The sequence below is a fragment of the Sutcliffiella horikoshii genome (assembly GCF_008180725.1).
Taxonomy (GTDB): Bacteria; Bacillota; Bacilli; order Bacillales; family Bacillaceae_I; genus Sutcliffiella_A; species Sutcliffiella_A horikoshii_B.
Window position 1 is genome coordinate 59,255 of record NZ_VTEV01000011.1, and the last position, 18,502, is coordinate 77,756.

Here is an 18,502-nt window from a genome sequence, read left to right on the forward strand (position 1 = left end):
AAAACAAAGTCTTTTGCATACAGTTTTGAAGTGGAAAATGAATGAAAAATCATAAAAGAAGATGAACTGCAAACGACATTGCAGCTCATCTTTTATATTATGCGTTATTCCATAAATGCTCCTAGATTGTTGAATAAGGCTTATTTTATATACCTTTTAAATTATGTTCAAACAAAGTTTCTTTTCTGGTCAATCATTTCATTTTCACTTTTTTTAATATATATAATACAGAATTTATCTGTATATAATGACTTTGGTGGATATTGAAATTCTGTTTCTGCAAATACCTTTCTTAGCTCTTCCATTATTTTTTCTTTATCAGAATAACCATAAATGATATAGATACTTCCGCCCTCTACCCCATATTGTTTTTCATCTGAACCAGAAAAGGTAAATAAATCTGAATTTTTTTCTCTCTCCTTTAATGTAACTCCTGCCTCTTCAAATTCATTAAGTATTGGTTTTACAACTGTTTCTTCTTGTGTATTAGAGCTACAACCTGAAAGAAATAAGATTGAAAAAGTCAAGATACAGAAATAAAATCTTTTAAGCATTTATTCCTCCCTCTCTTCCATTAAACTGCCCGTTTGATTAATTCCAATTATTTCAAAAACTATTAATAAACTCAATCTTTTATTTTCCTTCAATATAAAAAATTGCGCTCAGATATGACCGTGATTTTTTAAAAGTATTTGCTATAGAGATCTATTCTCAATTTCCCACTAAGCTGAGCATATATTCTTGTTGTTTCGCTTTTTTCATGGCCATGTAAACTTTATATTACACTCAGTGGAACCCTATCTTCCCCAATTAATATGATTCTATGAAACCAGTTTCAATCCAGTAACACCTACAACGATTAATATTAAACTGAAAATACGCGCACCACTTTTTGATTCCCCAAAGAAAATCATGTTGATGATTACAGCTCCGGCTGTTCCCATCCCGATCCATACTGCATAAGCGGTACTCAAATGTAAATAGGCAAATGCCTGATACAGAAGGAAGAAAGATAGTCCAAATCCACCTAGGAAAAGCGAGCCAGTCCTAAGATTTTTTTTGGTGCTGAATAGCTTCAGCCCAATGACACCAATTATTTCACTTATTGCTGCAGACGTCACAAATATCCATCCCATCTTAATGCACCCTTTCTTGAGTTTCATTTTCAGCAAGTTTTAAGCCTATCACACCGGTTACCAGCACACCTATGAAAAATAATTTAAGGATATTAATACTCCCTTGAAAAAGAAAATAATCCATTAACACTGTTCCTATAGCACCTACTCCCGCGAATAATGCATATACTGTTCCAGTCTGCAGTCCTTCACACGCTTTTGCCAGAAAATAAAAATCAATGGCAATTACCATGATGATGAGTCCCCATTGCCACACGGTCTGCGCTGTGCTGAAACCAAAGACCCAAACCATTTCCAGTGCACAGGTAATTACTACATAAATCCAATACTTGTTCATGTTGATTCACCTCTAGTTTGTTAAATGAATGACATTCATTCATTTTTACTTCATAAATAAAACATACTTCACGGACGTAAAGCATGCTCTAAGAAAGTCAGTAATTCTGCCTTCTGTTTTGCCTCATTTACAGCCTCATATTCATTAAATAAAAATACTTGCTCTGCCGCAGATTCGATGAGTCCAAGCAATAATTGGGAGCTCCGAACTGGATCAATAGTATCCCTTATCAGCTTTCGGTTCTGGATTTCTTCCAAAATAGAAGCTACTTGCTCATATAATGGTGTGTATATAGATTCCCACTTGCTGATATGTTCCGTGGTGGATATTCCCGCATATACAATTGCAGAAACATCGCGAAACTCATTTGTTACATGGAAAATAGCATCGACCAATTGTTTCAAATGCACCTCTAATGAGGCCTCTCTCGATACGCTCGCTTCGATTCTTTCCATAAATTTAAAAACGATTTGTTCCGCAACGGCAGGCATAACCGAGAGCTTAGAAGGAAAATATAAATAAAACGTTCCTTGAGCAATCTCTGCCCTCTTTACAATATCTGAGATCTTGGTTTTTTCTATGCCCTTTTCCTTAAAAATCTCAATGGAAGCTTGTACGATTCTTTCTCTTTTATCCAATACCATAGTTCCTCCAATCATAATGACTGAATATCATTCATTTTATCTTTGGAGAGAAAATTTGTCAAGGTTTCCTCGTTCTTAGCCTTTATTCATTTTTCTTGACATTGAAAATCAACATACCTTCATCAATAAACTTCCTTTAAACAATTATTGTAAATCTTAAGTCTTCGTTTCTTTAAGAGTTCCAAAATTAAAGGCAGTCAATAAAAGTACTTGTAAACAAACACATCAAAAAAATACCATCCAGTCAGATACATATTCAAGTGGATACAAAGGGATATATGTTTTTTGCAAGGACAAGGCTGGTCAAATTTTTCTGTTGATTATTCCCCAATTGAGCTACTAGATCTTTCCTGTATCCTTTATACAAGAGCTAAAGAAGCCTTGCAATCAGCAAAAAATCCCTTTTCATCCCCTCCCTGTCCTATTAGAGGAGATACCCTTCACTCTTTGGAAGATGGATGGATCAAAAAGACATTATCAAAGGGATAGCGTCATTTCACGATGTCCCTATTCCATCTTCTTTATTCAAATTCAGAAAGAAACTCTCCGTACCCTTCCGCCTCCATGTTTTCTATAGGAATGAATCGGAGAGCTGCAGAGTTCATGCAATATCGAAGTCCTGTCGGCTCAGGTCCATCGTCAAACACATGCCCAAGATGGGAATCGGCATGCTTGCTTCGTACCTCTGTTCGTACCATAAACAGGCTGTTATCCTCACTTAAGACGATATTCTCAGGAAGAAGCGGCTTTGTAAAGCTAGGCCAGCCTGTTCCACTATCATATTTGTCGTTTGAACTAAAAAGAGGTTCCCCAGAGACGATATCCACATAGATCCCTTCATCCTTCAGGTCCCAATATTCATTATCATAAGCTGGTTCTGTACCATCTTCCTGTGTCACCTCATATTGAATCGGTGTGAGCATTTCAAGTAGCTCTTCATCCGTGTATGTTGGATAGGTAGAGGCGGCCTTTGCTTTCGACTTCACTTTGTATATTCGATCCGCTCCCCATGCTTTATCGAGGAATTCATCCCTTCCTGAACGGCTGCGGTAATATTCGTAGCGAAAGCTGTTTTTCTGGTAGTAATCTTGATGGTACTCCTCTGCAACGTAGAAAGTTTCTGCCGGACGGATGGGAGTGACAATGGGCTCATCAAAACGCTCAGTTTCCTCTAACTCCTTAAGGGATTCTTCTGCAAGAAGCTTCTCTTCCTCGTTTTGATAAAAGATGGCGGACGTGTATTGCTCACCCCGATCCACAAACTGTCCTCCATCATCCGTTGGGTCAATCTGCCTCCAAAATACCTGCAGCAATTCTTCGTATGTTACCATCGTAGGATCATATTCTACTGTTACCGCTTCAATGTGACCAGTTGTGCCACTTGAAACCTCATCATAACTTGGGTTTTCCGTATCCCCACCTGTATAGCCGGATACAACTTCGTATACACCGTCTATCTTTTCAAACGGTGGTTCCATACACCAAAAGCAGCCACCAGCAAAGATGGCAATCTCTTTCTCCCCAGTGTTATGAACCTTATATAGTTTACTACCAAGCGATTTTTCTGTCTGGCTTTCATAAACTTTCGGTAGGATGATAATGGCCAAAGCGACCACGATGATACTAAGAATGGTCAGGGTAATCTTCTTCATCTCTTCCTCTCTCCTTTTCATACGGAATGGTAAACGAGAAGGTACTTCCTTTCCCCCATTTACTAACCACGCCTAAGGTTCCGCCATGCCACTCAATCAATTCTTTGGCGATCGCAAGGCCAATCCCTGATCCACCATAGGCTTTATTCCTGGATTTTTCCGTTCGATAAAAGCGTTCAAAAATTCGTTCCTGCTCTTCTTGTTCAATTCCTGGACCCTCATCTATAATCTGAAAGCGTACGGAATCCTGTTCGTTGGTGACAACTATAGAAATGGTGGCATTGCTGGGTGAATAGGTGATGGCGTTTTTGATCAGATTGTTCAGAACCCGGATGATTTTCTCCGGCATCACCAATACAGATGAAATTTCTTCATCCATCTCCACTATCACCTCTATTCCTTGCTCAGAAAGCATGGACTCAAATGGCCCAAGGGATTGTAAAAGGAGGTCGTCCACTGGTGTTAGCACTGGAGTATATGGTATACTCCGCTGTTCGAGTTTTGAAAAATAAAGTAACTCCTCGATTAAATCTCCAAGACGCAAGGTCTCTTGTTTAATGATGGATAAATACCTTTTTTTCGTTTCTTCATCCTGTAAGATGTTGTCCTCCAACGCTTCGGTAAAAGAACGGATAGAGGCGATCGGTGTCCTTAAATCATGGGAGACATTGGCGATAAGCTCGGACTTAAATTGCTCGGAACGTTCGATGTCCTCCATTTTTTCTTTAATTTGTACCGCCATTTCATTAAAGTTCTTTGCGACTTGTTTTATTTCTTTTGGGCCAGCTTCCTTCATCTTTACTTCGAGGTTTCCGTTTGCCATGCTTTGTGCTTCCTTCGAAACCTGATTCACAATCTTTAAAAGCGGGTTGATAAGAACATAAAAAGCGAGAAAGGATATAGCCCCGGCCACCAGGGTAATAACGGTGAGGAGGAGCACGACCTCCTTAGAAAGAAACATTTGCACATAGCTGATAACTAAAAAGAGTAAAAACAATAAAATGGATAAACCGTTGGTAACGGCAAGTAGGGTTTTAAGTTTCATGGCGGTTTCCTTCAAATTTATAGCCAATGCCCCATACAGTATGGATAAACGCTGGCTTGGATGGGTTTTCTTCCATTTTTTCACGTAAGCGTCTCACATGGACATTGATGGTATTGGCATCTCCCATATATTCATAACCCCAGAGCTTTTCGAGGAGCTGTGACTTGGAGAACACCTTTTGTGGATGCTGCATGAAAAGAGCTAATAGTTCAAACTCCTTCAACGTTAGCTCTACCTCCTTACCGGCTACATGGACCTGTCTTTTCTCTAAATCGAGTGTGAGATGGTGATGTTTCAATAGACTTCCTTTCTCTTCCTTCCGATCGCTTTTTCCGTAAACTCTTCGAATAATATTTTGAACCCGGAGAACAAGTTCTTTAGGGCTGAACGGCTTTACCATATAGTCATCAGCGCCAAGTGATAAACCGTACAGACGATCATGCTCCTGACCAAGTGCTGTCACATAGATAATCGGTGTGTCTTGTTCTTGACGCATCGCTTCCCCGGTATCCCAGCCATTTTTGATGGGCATCATGACATCGAGTACCACCACATGGGGAGCTACCTTATGAAAGAGCTTCAGTGCTTCCTCCCCATTCTTGGCAATAGTGATATCATATCCTTCTAGCTTGAGGTACCGCGTACATACATCAAGAATGTTCTCATCATCGTCCACTAACAACACTTTATAACTCATGTTTACTCTCCTTTTTCTACTGTTGCAAAGCCAAAATCTACATCAAATTGTTTGCACCAGATGACAATGGAATCCCCATCCTCCAGCGTCACACCTTCTGGAAGTGGATAATTTTGATTACCGATATTCCCTTTCAGTTCACCTATAGATAGGCCGTCTTTCGTATCTTGACCCTGTTTCACGAGATAGACGTAAAGGTCCGGGCCGTTCGTCGATTCAAAATCTTCAAATCGTAGATAAGGCTTCTCTGTTTCTTTATAGTAAAGAAGCGTTCCACTGACGTTATGAAGAGAGTCTGCTCCTTGAAAAACGGCAGTCATTACTTCTGGTTCCTGTTCTGTTAGCACTTCTTGATCAGAGGGAGAATCTGAAGGCTCTTCTTTAGAGGTTGCTGTACTTAAAGGAATTACCTCTTCATTTACTACTTGATTGATAAATAATGGCGAGACCAAATACCAGCCTATCGAAAGGCAGGCCAATACTCCCACAAATAAGATAATCCTTTTCCATGTCATCCTTTACTCCTCCTTAATAAATAACTCAAGAAAACTATAACGTATGAAGTTTATAGGAGTTTTACAAAATTCTTAACTATTTCTTAAATGATCTTCAAGTGTTATCACATAAATAGGGATTTCCTAGAATTCAAGATATTAATAATGGTGTGTTCTGTGGAACCCACTCGTTTTATAAACGCCCCTCCCCCTGTATCGGCAACACAGTCGAATCCTTAATCTCGCGTAAAGCCAGACTTGTCTGTATTTTGGTAATCCCCAATTCATTCAACCTTCTAATGAACATCTCTAACCCCTTGCGATCCTTACAGGCTACTTTTAATAGATAATCGTACTCCCCTGTTAAACAATGGCACTCCAGAACTTCCTCCATTGAATCCAATGTTTTCTCAAGGGATTCCAGTTTTTCAGCCAGATGCAGATTGGTGCTCATAAAAACGAAGCACAATAAATCAAAGCCCAGCTTTTCATGATTTAAAATGGCGACCTGTTTTTTAATATATCCTTCCGCCTCTAACCGCTTGATTCTTGCATGAACAGCTGGCGCCGATAAATTGACCCGTTTTGAAAGCTCCAAATTGCTTAGCTGAGCATCATTTTGCAGAAAATCCAAGATTTTAATATCCACATTATCCAAAACTTTGCTTACAATCGATTCCACAATCAATTCCACCTTTTCAATTATTCCAAAAACGCACAAAACTACGATCTTGAAATGAATTATTTAAACTAATAATCTTTTATTCTTACATTTATTTTGATTTTATTTAATTATACAAAATGTTCTTTTGTTATTGAAGGGAAATGATAAGATATTTCATATAGATACTGTCATTGTGCACAATGGCTCTTATTTCTTACTATAAAGAAGCTCTGTTAAGCTGGTCTATTGTTTTGCACTCCAGTGAACAGGGGTGCATTAACAACCAATAAGCTTTAACACAGCCTATATCAAAGAAAAGGGGCTAAATGATTTGAAATATTATTCTATATTGCTATTAACCAGCTTTCTTTGGGGCGGTAATTTTATAGTGGGAAAAACACTTGTGGATCACGCTTCCCCTGGAACCTTGACCATATTAAGATGGGCGATTGCGATTATTTGCCTGGTCCCGCTTGTTTGGCAAAAAGAAAAAAAGCTGTTCCCGTCAAAAGAAGCTCTCCTGCCCCTGTTTTTAATGGGCGTCACCGGTGTAGCCCTATTTCAGGCGCTGCAATTCATGGCCCTAGAAAAAACATCTGCAACGAATGTTGGGTTAATCTCTACCTTAAATATGTTTTCAATTGCTGCTTTCTCTTTCTTTTTTCTAAAAGAAAAAATGAATATACTTCAGTTCCTTTCCATGTTCGTTTCATTATTTGGAGTTTTGCTTGTCCTTTCAAAAGGGAACCATGAAATGTTATTTTCGATGAAATTTAATGTCGGCGACCTCTTCATGATGGTAGCTGTGGGCATGTGGGGAATTTATTCGGTCTGCAGCAAATGGGCGATGGCCACTGTCACACCGATGATGTCGATTCTTTACTCCGGAATATTCGGACTTATTATCTTGCTTCCTTTTAACATCTCAAGCTTCAAGGTAACGAACATAGATACTTCATTTGTACAATCCATTTTGTATACTGGCCTGGTCTCAACCGTCCTGTGTATGGTCCTTTGGAATATCGGAGTGAATAAACTGGGACCAAATACTTCAGGATTGTTCTTAAATTTCAATCCCGTTTTTACAGCCGTTCTAGCCTTTGCTTTTCTAGGAGAGAAAATGACATTGATTCAAGCTGTGGGCAGTGGCATTGTTATTGCAGGCTGCTTTTTATTTACAGTTCTAAAAGATAAACCAGTTAAAATACTCAAAAGCACACCCAATCCCTTATTACCTAGTGAGTCGGTAAAACAAAGCTAAAAGAATTACGTAAAAGTGCCTGTCTGATCATTTACTTTAGAGACGGGCATTTTTTATATGAGATACAATCTAGGCTTTTTAGTAACGGGAGTTGCAAACAGGACAAATATCACGTATAACCTCATAATGTTATCACCAATAAGACGCTTAAAAATTCACATGGATATTCGCACAAAAATACCGACTTTACAAAATGTCGGTATTTTTATTAGTGAATTATAGGCCTTATTCAATAAAAGCTGCCCTTTCTAGAAAAACTCTATTGTCATTCTATCTGAAATTTTAAAATTTTCAGCGAAGTGGAATCCAATTCAAAACGAAATAGGCTAAACCAACCCCGGCCTCCTCCTTTTTGCATCTTTGTAAACAAGTGCCGAAGCCGCTGCAACAACTACCGTAAAAACAATGTAATCAAAAGCTTCCTTAAAACCGATCGAGAAAGTCATGCTCAATAGGAATACCAAAAGCTGCGCAAGACTAGCTAAAGCCGCCTCTTTTAAGCGAATACCACTCACCAATAAAACACCAAGCACAACTTCTAAGAAGGTTACAAAATAACCTAGGATATCAGACACTACTCTTGGGAACCAAGGGTTCAAAGTAGCTGTATACTCCAAAAAGTGATCAAAGTTTCCCCAAACCACACCTAGATTTCCAACTGGACCCAAGATGCCTAAACGGTCAGCAACTACCCATAAATACATCAACCCCAAAAAAACTCTTATAAAGATAAAGCTTCCTGTTTTCACAGTCATAATGCCCTCCGTCCAATTAATTATACTTTATTTTTTATTGAACATCTCATGACTAAAAGTCACGAGATTACTGTGTTGTATACTCCTACGAGTGAAGATAAGCAGGCTATCCTAGCAGTTCCTGAGGTTGTTGCGAGGCTAAATAGCAACATGAAAATCAGGAGAGTTTGGCACCAAGCTCTCGAACGTGAGCAATCCATTTATCCCGCTGGCCAGATGTAGATGGTCTGATAGGACCAATCTCGGTTATGCGTACTGGTTTGATCCCGCAGAAATGAAGTACGTTTCGCTTCATGACATTCAGTCCGGCCCGATGGTACACGAGTCGATTGTACCAGGCAGGGGTGTCGGACGTAACAATCAGGTGCGCAGATTTACCCAATAGCAGCTTATCCCATAACGGCGAATGCTGCCTATATTTGAATGCGAACCCGGGCAAGAATACCCGATCGATAAAGCCCTTTAGAACAGCCGGAGTGCTCCCCCACCATATCGGATAAACGAATATCAGGTGATCCGCCCATCGGATCATCTCCTGTGCTTCAAGAAGTTCCTTTTCCAGTTCTGTCCGCTTACCGTATCCATGTTGCAGATTCAATTCGAAGGAGATTGAGCTTAAGTCGATATTTCGGACTTGGGCTTTGCTATTCTTTTGAACTCCTTCCGTATATGCTTTGGCCAAGGATGCACAGTAGCTCTGTGCATCCGGATGGCCGTTAATGACAAGCATTTTCGATTTCATTGCTTTTACCTCCCCGGTAATTTTCTTGTGATACAATAGTAGAAAAGCAACCCTAGTATATACCGGCAACTGGCGGAATGAAATGATCAACAACGTATTTATACTTGATAAATCACGCAAAGGGGAGAATTCGGTGATCGATTCGGGTGTTTCTGTTACCATGCTGTATCCAATCATGAAATCGCTTGTCCATAAGGGCGTGGACACAGATTCATTTTTCCGGTATGTATCGTTTGACAGCACTGTTTTGAAGCAACAGGATGCGCGTATCCCAACAATGGAGTTAGAGAGAGTGACAAACGCGGCGGCGGTCTATACACAGGATGATTATTTCGGATTGCAGATGGGGGCGTTTACGGAATTTGCTGATTTGGGCGTGCTCGGATACGTCATGATGCATTACAATAACATAGAAGCTGCACTTAAGTCGTTTCAGACTTACAATGAAGTGTTATGCAGCGGATTCAATCTGGATTGGGAGATCGTAGATGAAGATGTGAGAATACGCATGTTTACCCAATCTAACTGGAATTTTCCCCGCCATTGTGCAGAGGGTATGGCTTCTTCGCTCTACCGTCTGATCGGAATTCTGTGTAATCGAACAGTTCCGTTGCATGAAGTCAGGTTTATGCATGAGTCATTGGGAGGAATACATCCATATGAAACAGTGTTCGGAGTGATTCCCACATTTGGAGACAATTCCACAATGCTGTGTATGAGCAAGTGCTTGTTGGAGAATCCGGTTCTGTATTCCGATACAAGATTGTTATTCGTATTCGAAACGATTGCCAAAGAAGCCATTAAGAAGTTACAAGTGACAGGTTCGTTCTCGGATGAAGTATTGCAATGGTTGAAACACTGTCTTCCGACCCATTATCCGACCGTACGGCAAACTGCGGAACACTTTCAAATGAGTGTGCGAACTTTACAACTTCGTTTGAAAGAGGAGAAAACTTCTTATAACGAATTGTCTATTTGTGTGCGAAAGCAATTGTCCATCGGTTATTTGGAACAATTGCATATATCTATAGGTGAAATTGCATATGCTCTCCATTTCTCGGAACCGAGCGCATTCAGTAACGCCTTCAAGAAATGGACGGGGGTAACGCCGTTACAATATAGGGATAACCTGAATGCAAAACTGTAAATACAGGGTCATTTCGTGGTCCTACCAACAAAACGCGGAAAACATACGCTAAGAGAATTTTGGAATAAAAAAAGCCGATTTTCCCTACGTTAAGGAAGTATCGGCTTTTACAGTTGCTTTGGATTTAAAAGTTTGACCATTGCTGAGATCCATCCTTATGCCATTAAAGCGCTCGTTGGGGAATATAAAGAAAAAATAAATGTGCTACTTAATTTCATATTAGAAAAAACTTGTGTAATAACAATTCATTAGAATTAATGGTCACTAGATAGTAAACGTGTAATACATAATATCACCACATTTTGCTAATAATGCAATTTAGAAGTATAAGGTGGTGTGAATATAATGTTCAATAAGCTGATTTTATGGTTACTATTAATTGTTCCATGGTTAACAATATTTTTTATGAAAAAAGAGGGTATCAAAAGGTACATGCCAGTAACAATATTTACTGCATTATTAGTAACCATCGTCTATGAAATAGGATATACATATAAGTTGTGGCAAATCAAAGAAGCGATAGTCCCCTGGGGATATATAACAAATGTGAGCTTTGCGTACGGCGCATTCTTCATAACTACAATATGGGTTTTTTATTTTACATTCAGAAAATTTTGGTTATACCTTGCAACAAATATTGTTATTGATGCGTTTGGTGCTTGGGTGATACTTAGATTTGTTGAAACAAGGAAATTTACTCACTTTACAATAAGTAGTTTAAATTTATTTTTAATTTTTCTTACAATAGCCTTAATTGCTTATGTTTTTGAAATATGGTATGAAAAAGCTTAAAATATTGAAAAAATAGATGGTACATTATATAAAGCAGAAGAGTTATTTTTGATATTCTTATTTCACGTATCAATCATATAAAGCAAATAAGTGTCCAGAATACCGTATTATTCAGAAATGGATTTTACGGTATTTATAATGCGCAATATCTTACATATGTGTAGCTCTCAGCATATTATTTAAATATCAATCGTTCTATTCTCGACTTTTTTAACTATTCTGCTACGTTTCTTCACAATCTTACAATAATAACCTAAAAATCCCAATTTTAATCTAAAGTCTTATTCCAAAAAATGGCCCTATAATACAAAAAGAGCACCGTTTCTTCTTCGAGAATGGCGCCCTTTAGTTGAAGAAAAAATTTATGAATATTAGTTATTTTCCAGTCTTTATAGCAGTTTCACTTATTATCAAAGCCAGCTTTAACCTTCCTAACCATTTTTCAGAATCTCTAATAACCCTATTTAATCCATTGGTCTCTTCATGATATTCTAATCCTTCCACCTGAGCATAATCTACCTTCAATTTCGCCATTCTGTGAGCTATCATTGCCCATTCAGAATCAGTCATTCTTTCAAACGAGTATTTATTGATGTATTAGCGGCTTTTCTTGAAAATGAACATGCGCCAGCAGTGATGTCCACATCTAAACCCAGTTCAAGGGAACAAACTTTGTTGGTGATTTTCTCAGTTTCAATCCATTCAGGTGGGTGAGTATTCAAAACCCTTTCGGTACGACCTAAAATAAGATAGTCGTGATTCGGTAAAGTTGAAACAATCTTCTTTAATTCTTGCAAATGATTTTTACCCCAAGTTAAGAGCCTATCAAAGTCGCAGTAATGGTAAAATACACTATCCCCATTCAGTCCAAAATTCACAACTTCTCTCCTTGCCTCGGCTGCTCCTTTTTTGGGTATGATCTTTATAGCAAATTTGCTGTTTTCTATTTGCTTAATCAACTCGATTGAGGATTCTTCACTGACCGTCAAAAACAATTCTTCATAAATATCCTCTAGCTCATTTTTAAGTTCCTTAAATAATCTTATGTTTTTCCCTTGAGGGTCGTGAGTAACTGTTAAGAGAGCAATATTGGGCAAATCATCCACCTCTTAGTTATAATCTAAGCAAAAACTCGTAACTTAATATTTTTTATCCTACTTAACTAAACTACCAGAGTCTTAATACCAATTATTTCATAATTTATAAACCCCTACAATATATTCTCACCCTGGTAAATATAAAACAAGGGCTAATCCTTGTTCATGGATTGCGCCCGATTCTGGAATAGCCAAAATTCCTTAACCTAATTTCTTATTTAAAAATTCATGGGCTTGTTTAAGGCTTTGTTTTTGATTTTCATACTCAAACAAATTTAATGTATCTGTAAATGTAGCCCATTTATACATTGCAATTTCACTTTCTTGAATGGTTACTGGGGTACTCATAGGTGTCCCTAAGAATAAGATTACTTCTTTTCTAATTGCACTTTCCGAAATCATATATTCCACACTTGTCTTAAAATCTTCATGGATTAGAACTTCTAAGCCAGTCTCTTCCTTAACTTCTTTTATTGCTGCATCAATCTCAGTTTCATTTTCCTCTAAGTGACCTTTCGGAAAGCCCCAGTGACCATTAGTTTTACTTTTTACAACTAAATATCTAGTGTCTGGTTTGTCTAAATATATAATTACACCACATGATCTTTCGCTTTTCATTAGTATATAACCACCTCCAAGTTAACATATCGAACAAAAAATGCATTTCTTTCACAAGAAATGCACCGGATAGCTGAACAACTTATTATAAACAACAGCTGGAATTAACTTTAATCTCAATTAATACCCTGTTCATTTTCTGCCCCGTAGCTTTATTTACAAAATTAAGAACAGTTGTTCAAGATCAAAGTTTGGAATTCGGCCTTTAGTTTGTTTCATTTAGATTAACGAGACAAGATTAATCAAATGATTTATAGTGTTGTAAAACAATGTCTTCCAGTCCTGAAACGTGTTTTCTAGGAGCATTTATCATCCCTTCCATTCCATAAATAATATTCCTTAAATACTCGCCAAACACTAGGGACTTATTCCTCTCATTTAGCATCCAGTTATCTCTCTTTATAGTCGTTTGGCCATCAAAACTTGTATCAAAAGGATACGATATAAATCTAATATTCGGCGGGAGATATTTTAATAAAGTACGGTACTGCCTACCCGTAGCGATACTTTTACAAACAAATAACAAGCTATTTATTGATGTAAAATCAAATATTTTCTTGGCTTCCGTTACATTTGCAATGGAGTGCATAGATGTGGTTTCATAACTAATAACTTCTTTAGGAACACCATTTTCAAGTAAGTTCTTAACAATGACCTCAGCTTCTGATAAACCTATATTTCCCCATTCAGGATGTCGCAGATTTGATGAACTACTTCCCCCAGTTGCAATAATACAGTCCCCTAAACCTTTTTGATAAGCTTCTAAAGGTTTCTTCCAATTACCAGGGTGTGAACCTCCAAACACAAATATTGCATCGCATTTTATAGGCTCAACCTCTTTCCAAAACACTATTTCTGTTATCTCGTCAATTTGTTTATCTGTAAGCTTAGGAACTTCAGGATATTTAGGTATTCCCACAACGTACCTCCTTTTTACATAATGAACTCAAAACAATCTTTACTACATCATCTCAAATTTCCATTATTTCCACAATAAGTTAGTTTAGGTAAATTGGCGGCAAAATAAAAAAAAGAGCGCTGATCCTTGTTAAAGGTTCGCGCCCGATAATTGAAGAGTGAGCTGACTAATTATCTAGCATTGAAATTGCCCACTACATTATTTAATTGATTCTGTTATATATAGTTGTAATTGTCTCCTAAATACTTCTCCATGCGGATATCAGACCACAATTTACTTTGCCAATAGGTGAAATCTTCTATTCTGCCAATTTCCTTGTAGTCCAGCTTCTGATACAGCTTCTGTGCCTTTATATTAAACTCAAATACGCCCAATTCAATGCGTTTAAGACCTTGCTTCTTAATCTGTTCTTCTAAATATTGAATGGCCTCATAACCAATCCTTTTGCCTCTACCTTCGGACTCACCAATCGTAATCCCTATCCAGGCGGTCCCTTGCTCTTTTTTGTAGAGATGGCTCGGATCGACCACATAGTTCATTTCGCCGATCAATTGTTCATCAAGATATATTAAGTAAATGTGATGGCTTTCCAAACGTTGTGTTAAGCTATCAAGGGTAATTATCCTCTCGAGCTCCAACTCTGACTTGTTTTGGTTGGGGCGAGTCATCGGGATTAAAGTTGGGTCATTTTCCCAACGATTAAACACGTCTACAAGAGTTTGGGTAGGTTCAGTTAATCTGATGAAATATGTATTCATGAAGTCATCCTCTCCTATCAATAATAATTAATTCTGGTTTCAATACTTATTACCATTGATTATTCAAAAAAATGGAACTATAAACAAAGAAGTACTATCCTTTTTATTCAAGGATGGCGCCCTTTAAGGGAATAACTAAAATATTGGCTTATTCCTAAAATTGCTTATAGCTTGTTGTAATGCATACGTTAAATGCAAACTTATTTATCTGAACTGTATTTTACTAAATAGGGTAAAAGCAATGAAACTAAAAGAGCTACAAATTCATTACACCTAAATTAATAGCAAAATAAAAATCAGAATTTTCCTTAAAAATCACATTACCCGTTAACAGCATTGGTATTATTACTAATGCAGTGAGCTTTCCGAGATTAGTTGCCTTGAGCTCTGTCCCATATTCACCACAATGTATTGTCCTACTTTCAAAAAGTGATTTGTAGGTTCTTTTCCAACTGAATTGATGGTTGCACACATTATATTTTGGTAGCTTCAGTAGTTCCTCCTTGTTTTTTGTAAACCCCCCGTTACTTGAATGCCATTGTAATAATATAGTTAATAATCAGCATCCCAAAACTTATCCTTTCTCATATCTTCAACCACTCTTTCGAACACATTCTCACTACAAAAAATCATTCGAACAGGTGATTTAGTTGGACTACCACCACATTTAGAACAAGGATAAACTCGCACTTGATAAATGTCATTCATTTTCCAATGGTACACGTCTAAAAGCCAATGTGTAGCGTTTGGGTAGTCAGGTGTTATTTCATCGTTTAACATAATAAATTTATCAACTTCTCCCATTGGTATAAGTTCATACTGTATGCACCGTTTTCCTTTTCGCTTATGCTTTTGACGTTCTGCTTCTTTTAAAATATTATATCTATTTTCAATCTTCTTTTTTAATCTTCTTTTCATTCTTATCACACCTAAAAGTCACAATATTATTTATAGCATCTTTCACTATCCTGTCCTATCCTTAAGCATGCAAATGAGCTAATACCTAATGAAGCTAAGACACCGTTAGTCGAATAGAGAATGCTGTATTTAAGCAGGAAAACCCGCGTTTGTTAGAGCAGAAATTAAAATGAGAATTGCCATAAAAAATACTACTCCTAATAACAACGCACCTAATTTCACCCACCATTTCTCTTCAGAAAAAATAAAGAATGTTATCATTATAGCGAAAAAAAACATCTTTGAAATAGTATTAGGTAGGTTTATTGTTTCAGGTAAGATAACTATTGTTAAATATAAAAGTATTCCACAAATAAAAGAATACATAAGCAACCGTAAAAACAACAACATAAACACCTTCTTATAGTTTCATTCTATTAGCCTTCCCTAGTTACTAGTTAATACCTAACTCATGCTCAGGCTACTTGAGAAATATTTGTCTAATTCATTTGGATCACCTTACTACAGTATTTTGCCAGTGAATTCTTAACTTGTAAATAATGGTTCTAGTTTAAAAATCCTATATAATTTAAAATCAAGATAAAACATCTTAGGAGATACAATATGTGGTTAAAGATACTTTTAGGAATTATTGCAATTTTAGGCATTTGGCTTATGTGGTTTTCTGTGTTTGGTAAGAAAAAGGCTATTGATAATATGGCGATGGGCGGTTCTTTTAGCTTATTTGAACTAATATTTGATTTACTAATTAAGTTTTCACCAACTTTAGTAAAAAGAATACTAATATTCATTTTAGGATTAGCTATTGCATTTGTTTCTACGATGGGAGTATTTTATTCATAATAGTGTTGCTGAGGATCATTCTTAAACATAATAACTAACAAAACTTCTTATAAACTATATGAGAGAACAAGAGAAATGGACTGCTTAAACAGTCCATTTCTCTTGTTCAATTCTTGCGCCCGATTGCTGAAGATCGTTATTGAGGAAAAGCACCCGTTAGTTTAAGTACATTTATTCACAGACTTCTCCCTTTATTTGATTGTTAACTGCATTGCTATTTTAATACTGTCTCGGCTGGGGTAAATGCTTCCCATTGATTATATTTCGTTGTTATTGATGAAATAAACCAATACTCTCTAAATGGCTCTAAATTCTTTTCCACGATTATAATCTTTTGCCCACCACCAAAATCTCCATATGATGCCCATAAATCGTATTTAACGGTATACCGTATTTTGGATTCACTAAGTTTTTCTACTTTGGTAAAACGAAAGTTACTAACCGAAGGGCTTGACTGACCCGTCACCCAGTGAGTTTGCTCAAATTTTCTCCTTGATTCTTTTTGAAGCGAAGGGGACAACATCGCATATTGAACAGCACCGCTTCGATTATTCACCCCTAATATCCACAATTCAACGGCTTGTTTCGGTTCGCCTGCGTGCAGACCAGTCATAAAAGACATTAACTGGCTTTCTAAAGGATTGAGTGGTTTTGTGGCTGCTATTGCCGGATTATTACTAATAAGCATCAGTAAAAATAAAAGTATTATAAATCGCAATAAATTCACCTCTAAAGTTTATTTTCTTAGAGGTATTATTCTACCTGTAATTATTATTGATTCGTTATCAAACGATTTGCATTGATATAAAATACTCTCAGCCATCCTTTTCCACATACCTGCCCCGTTTGCTTAATTCCAATTATTTCATAATCTTAAAATTCCTTCAATAAGATATTTTCTTTGGCCAATATAAAAACGATCGCTGAAGATCGATATTCATTTTGGAGGCTCTAATAAATTTTCATTTGTTAAAGCTTTTTTGTTAGACAAAAGACAAAATGGTCATTAGGATTCCAAATGTGTAAATCATCAGCAATGTAGCCCCGAAGCCACAACTCGTTGTTGATTCGTCTAAGGTAAAAGCCTTTCGGAAAATTATCGTCTTCAGTTAGTATCTCCGTTGCTATTGTTATGGATCCTGTTGGAGCTTGATGTTGCTGTAAAGAAGTCCCCGAATCCCCTTCGGGTTGATCCAGATACTCTAGTCTTAGATAAGGTCCCAACTCAAGTGGACACAATTCCAAACCGAGTTCGCTCGCTTTTTTATAGATTTGAGGAGTTGTAGCACCTTCAGGGAAGCCGAGGTAAGCAACAGTTAGTTCAATCGTCTGCAAGCTATACTTTGTTTCAGAAGTCATAAATTTTGCATCAGTTAATAGCCTCTCTCCATACTCATTCAACAGGATAGAGTATTCCTGCAATCTCTGTATAAGCAGCTGTTTCGTAAGTCCACCAAGCTCTACCGTTCTCGTAATAATTGGACCATCAGGGTATGTTTCCTCATTTCCTATACGCATTCGTATTCACTCCCTTACAAATTGGTAAAAAGCTATTGAAAAATCGTTATAATTACAGTTTTTCTCCAATTTTATATAGATTTCCTTGTTGTACTAATCTGCTCCGTTCGTTCAATTAGCCTTACCCCAGAATATGGCCCTAAAATACAAAATGAGCACCTATTCTTCTTCAAGAATGGCGCCCGTTCGTAATATAAGTTTAACCAGTTTTTACTGGTTGAACTTTTTTTATTTGGTTTTATTATTGCGGTAGTCGGAGTAGAACGTAGCGCCCGTGGGACATGATCCCGTCCGCAAAACTGTTCACTCCCTACTTGTATAAGCATGTTTCAGGCTGGTTGGGACAAAGATCCCGTTTAACAAGCGAACCTATGACAGTACAAGCAGCTCTAGGGACAACCGACTAATTATATTTAAGAGGAGGAGATGATGATGAATCCAGTGGTAGGTCTGGATGTTTCTAAA

At 37.3% G+C, this 18,502-nt stretch carries 23 protein-coding genes; 4 read left to right on the forward strand and 19 right to left on the reverse strand.

Annotation, left to right across the window (positions count from 1 at the left end):
* Nucleotides 1-167: 167 nt before the first annotated feature.
* The 9 genes from FZC76_RS20455 to FZC76_RS20500 all read right to left on the reverse strand — a co-directional run bounded on the left by FZC76_RS20455 (nt 168) and on the right by FZC76_RS20500 (nt 6,687).
* The gene (locus FZC76_RS20455; RefSeq protein ID WP_148990005.1) at nt 168-554 is read right to left on the reverse strand and encodes a hypothetical protein; all 387 of its coding nucleotides are present in this window, start codon (nt 552-554) and stop codon (nt 168-170) included.
* A gap of 267 nt (nt 555-821) precedes the next feature.
* Nucleotides 822-1,136 carry a DMT family transporter gene (locus FZC76_RS20465; protein WP_148990006.1) on the reverse strand — a complete coding sequence of 105 codons (315 nt, stop codon included), beginning with the start codon at nt 1,134-1,136 and terminating at the stop codon, nt 822-824.
* 1 nt (nt 1,137) lies between these two features.
* Entirely contained in the window at nt 1,138-1,473 is a 336-nt protein-coding gene (locus tag FZC76_RS20470) for a DMT family transporter (protein ID WP_148990007.1), read from the reverse strand.
* Between the two features lie 68 nt (nt 1,474-1,541).
* Nucleotides 1,542-2,117 carry a TetR family transcriptional regulator gene (locus tag FZC76_RS20475; RefSeq protein WP_262372741.1) on the reverse strand — a complete coding sequence of 192 codons (576 nt, stop codon included), beginning with the start codon at nt 2,115-2,117 and terminating at the stop codon, nt 1,542-1,544.
* A gap of 521 nt (nt 2,118-2,638) precedes the next feature.
* Nucleotides 2,639-3,769 carry a peptide-methionine (R)-S-oxide reductase MsrB gene (gene msrB / locus FZC76_RS20480; RefSeq protein ID WP_148990009.1) on the reverse strand — a complete coding sequence of 377 codons (1,131 nt, stop codon included), beginning with the start codon at nt 3,767-3,769 and terminating at the stop codon, nt 2,639-2,641.
* Nucleotides 3,741-4,814, reverse strand: coding sequence for a sensor histidine kinase (locus FZC76_RS20485; protein WP_148990010.1), 1,074 nt, complete (start codon nt 4,812-4,814; stop codon nt 3,741-3,743). Before FZC76_RS20485 ends, msrB begins: the two co-directional genes overlap by 29 nt.
* A complete protein-coding gene (locus FZC76_RS20490; protein WP_148990011.1) occupies nt 4,804-5,511 on the reverse strand; it encodes a response regulator transcription factor in 708 nt (235 codons plus the stop codon). The genes FZC76_RS20485 and FZC76_RS20490 overlap by 11 nt, the downstream gene beginning before the upstream one ends.
* 2 nt (nt 5,512-5,513) lie before the next feature.
* Nucleotides 5,514-6,026 (reverse strand): DM13 domain-containing protein, encoded by a 513-nt coding sequence (locus tag FZC76_RS20495; RefSeq protein WP_148990012.1) that lies wholly within the window; start codon nt 6,024-6,026, stop codon nt 5,514-5,516.
* A 172-nt stretch (nt 6,027-6,198) separates the two neighbouring features.
* Complete coding sequence (locus FZC76_RS20500) at nt 6,199-6,687, reverse strand: Lrp/AsnC family transcriptional regulator (protein WP_148990013.1); 489 nt, start codon at nt 6,685-6,687, stop codon at nt 6,199-6,201.
* A gap of 313 nt (nt 6,688-7,000) precedes the next feature.
* On the opposite strand from FZC76_RS20500, the gene FZC76_RS20505 reads away from it, so the two are divergent.
* Nucleotides 7,001-7,930 (forward strand): DMT family transporter, encoded by a 930-nt coding sequence (locus FZC76_RS20505; protein ID WP_148990014.1) that lies wholly within the window; start codon nt 7,001-7,003, stop codon nt 7,928-7,930.
* A 326-nt stretch (nt 7,931-8,256) separates the two neighbouring features.
* Here FZC76_RS20505 and FZC76_RS20510 read toward each other — a convergent pair whose 3' ends face one another.
* Nucleotides 8,257-8,685 (reverse strand): hypothetical protein, encoded by a 429-nt coding sequence (locus FZC76_RS20510; protein ID WP_148990015.1) that lies wholly within the window; start codon nt 8,683-8,685, stop codon nt 8,257-8,259.
* Between the two features lie 157 nt (nt 8,686-8,842).
* The gene (locus FZC76_RS20515) at nt 8,843-9,427 is read right to left on the reverse strand and encodes an NAD(P)H-dependent oxidoreductase (protein WP_148990029.1); all 585 of its coding nucleotides are present in this window, start codon (nt 9,425-9,427) and stop codon (nt 8,843-8,845) included.
* 160 nt (nt 9,428-9,587) lie between these two features.
* On the opposite strand from FZC76_RS20515, the gene FZC76_RS20520 reads away from it, so the two are divergent.
* Together FZC76_RS20520 and FZC76_RS20525 are read left to right on the forward strand one after the other, a co-directional pair.
* Entirely contained in the window at nt 9,588-10,574 is a 987-nt protein-coding gene (locus tag FZC76_RS20520) for an AraC family transcriptional regulator (protein WP_148990016.1), read from the forward strand.
* 345 nt (nt 10,575-10,919) lie between these two features.
* Complete coding sequence (locus tag FZC76_RS20525) at nt 10,920-11,366, forward strand: hypothetical protein (RefSeq protein WP_148990017.1); 447 nt, start codon at nt 10,920-10,922, stop codon at nt 11,364-11,366.
* 375 nt (nt 11,367-11,741) lie between these two features.
* On the opposite strand, the gene FZC76_RS23290 is transcribed toward FZC76_RS20525, so the two are convergent.
* The 6 genes from FZC76_RS23290 to FZC76_RS20550 form a co-directional block, all read right to left on the reverse strand.
* Nucleotides 11,742-11,891 (reverse strand): hypothetical protein, encoded by a 150-nt coding sequence (locus FZC76_RS23290; protein WP_187442170.1) that lies wholly within the window; start codon nt 11,889-11,891, stop codon nt 11,742-11,744.
* Between the two features lie 41 nt (nt 11,892-11,932).
* Nucleotides 11,933-12,463: a hypothetical protein gene (locus tag FZC76_RS20530; RefSeq protein ID WP_148990018.1), complete on the reverse strand. Its 531-nt coding sequence runs from the start codon at nt 12,461-12,463 to the stop codon at nt 11,933-11,935.
* Nucleotides 12,464-12,664: 201 nt separating this feature from the next.
* Nucleotides 12,665-13,081, reverse strand: a complete 417-nt coding sequence (locus FZC76_RS20535; RefSeq protein WP_148990019.1) for a bis(5'-nucleosyl)-tetraphosphatase — start codon at nt 13,079-13,081, stop codon at nt 12,665-12,667.
* 238 nt (nt 13,082-13,319) lie between these two features.
* Entirely contained in the window at nt 13,320-14,000 is a 681-nt protein-coding gene (locus FZC76_RS20540) for a YdcF family protein (RefSeq protein ID WP_148990020.1), read from the reverse strand.
* Between the two features lie 215 nt (nt 14,001-14,215).
* Nucleotides 14,216-14,758, reverse strand: coding sequence for a GNAT family N-acetyltransferase (locus tag FZC76_RS20545; protein ID WP_148990021.1), 543 nt, complete (start codon nt 14,756-14,758; stop codon nt 14,216-14,218).
* A 552-nt stretch (nt 14,759-15,310) separates the two neighbouring features.
* Complete coding sequence (locus FZC76_RS20550; RefSeq protein WP_148990022.1) at nt 15,311-15,676, reverse strand: hypothetical protein; 366 nt, start codon at nt 15,674-15,676, stop codon at nt 15,311-15,313.
* A 603-nt stretch (nt 15,677-16,279) separates the two neighbouring features.
* Here FZC76_RS20550 and FZC76_RS20555 point away from each other — a divergent pair.
* Nucleotides 16,280-16,519: a hypothetical protein gene (locus FZC76_RS20555; RefSeq protein WP_148990023.1), complete on the forward strand. Its 240-nt coding sequence runs from the start codon at nt 16,280-16,282 to the stop codon at nt 16,517-16,519.
* 214 nt (nt 16,520-16,733) lie between these two features.
* Here the strand turns inward: FZC76_RS20555 and FZC76_RS20560 are convergent, their stop codons facing one another.
* A complete protein-coding gene (locus FZC76_RS20560) occupies nt 16,734-17,237 on the reverse strand; it encodes a hypothetical protein (RefSeq protein WP_262372742.1) in 504 nt (167 codons plus the stop codon).
* Nucleotides 17,238-17,488: 251 nt separating this feature from the next.
* The gene (locus FZC76_RS20565; protein WP_148990024.1) at nt 17,489-18,037 is read right to left on the reverse strand and encodes a helicase; all 549 of its coding nucleotides are present in this window, start codon (nt 18,035-18,037) and stop codon (nt 17,489-17,491) included.
* Between the last annotated feature and the right edge of the window lie 465 nt (nt 18,038-18,502).

Excerpts from the sequence above, each read along its gene's own strand:
- FZC76_RS20520 (WP_148990016.1), top strand. The coding sequence starts at position 9,588 with ATGCTGTATCCAATCATGAAATCGCTTGTCCATAAGGGCGTGGACACA.
- FZC76_RS20470 (WP_148990007.1), bottom strand. The coding sequence starts at position 1,473 with ATGAACAAGTATTGGATTTATGTAGTAATTACCTGTGCACTGGAAATG.
- FZC76_RS20510 (WP_148990015.1), bottom strand. The coding sequence starts at position 8,685 with ATGACTGTGAAAACAGGAAGCTTTATCTTTATAAGAGTTTTTTTGGGG.
- FZC76_RS20455 (WP_148990005.1), bottom strand. The coding sequence starts at position 554 with ATGCTTAAAAGATTTTATTTCTGTATCTTGACTTTTTCAATCTTATTT.
- FZC76_RS20490 (WP_148990011.1), bottom strand. The coding sequence starts at position 5,511 with ATGAGTTATAAAGTGTTGTTAGTGGACGATGATGAGAACATTCTTGAT.
- msrB (WP_148990009.1), bottom strand. The coding sequence starts at position 3,769 with ATGAAGAAGATTACCCTGACCATTCTTAGTATCATCGTGGTCGCTTTG.
- FZC76_RS20550 (WP_148990022.1), bottom strand. The coding sequence starts at position 15,676 with ATGAAAAGAAGATTAAAAAAGAAGATTGAAAATAGATATAATATTTTA.
- FZC76_RS20465 (WP_148990006.1), bottom strand. The coding sequence starts at position 1,136 with ATGGGATGGATATTTGTGACGTCTGCAGCAATAAGTGAAATAATTGGT.
- FZC76_RS20555 (WP_148990023.1), top strand. The coding sequence starts at position 16,280 with ATGTGGTTAAAGATACTTTTAGGAATTATTGCAATTTTAGGCATTTGG.
- FZC76_RS20515 (WP_148990029.1), bottom strand. The coding sequence starts at position 9,427 with ATGAAATCGAAAATGCTTGTCATTAACGGCCATCCGGATGCACAGAGC.
- FZC76_RS20565 (WP_148990024.1), bottom strand. The coding sequence starts at position 18,037 with ATGCGTATAGGAAATGAGGAAACATACCCTGATGGTCCAATTATTACG.
- FZC76_RS20475 (WP_262372741.1), bottom strand. The coding sequence starts at position 2,117 with ATGGTATTGGATAAAAGAGAAAGAATCGTACAAGCTTCCATTGAGATT.
- FZC76_RS20485 (WP_148990010.1), bottom strand. The coding sequence starts at position 4,814 with ATGAAACTTAAAACCCTACTTGCCGTTACCAACGGTTTATCCATTTTA.
- FZC76_RS20525 (WP_148990017.1), top strand. The coding sequence starts at position 10,920 with ATGTTCAATAAGCTGATTTTATGGTTACTATTAATTGTTCCATGGTTA.
- FZC76_RS20545 (WP_148990021.1), bottom strand. The coding sequence starts at position 14,758 with ATGAATACATATTTCATCAGATTAACTGAACCTACCCAAACTCTTGTA.
- FZC76_RS20495 (WP_148990012.1), bottom strand. The coding sequence starts at position 6,026 with ATGACATGGAAAAGGATTATCTTATTTGTGGGAGTATTGGCCTGCCTT.
- FZC76_RS20535 (WP_148990019.1), bottom strand. The coding sequence starts at position 13,081 with ATGAAAAGCGAAAGATCATGTGGTGTAATTATATATTTAGACAAACCA.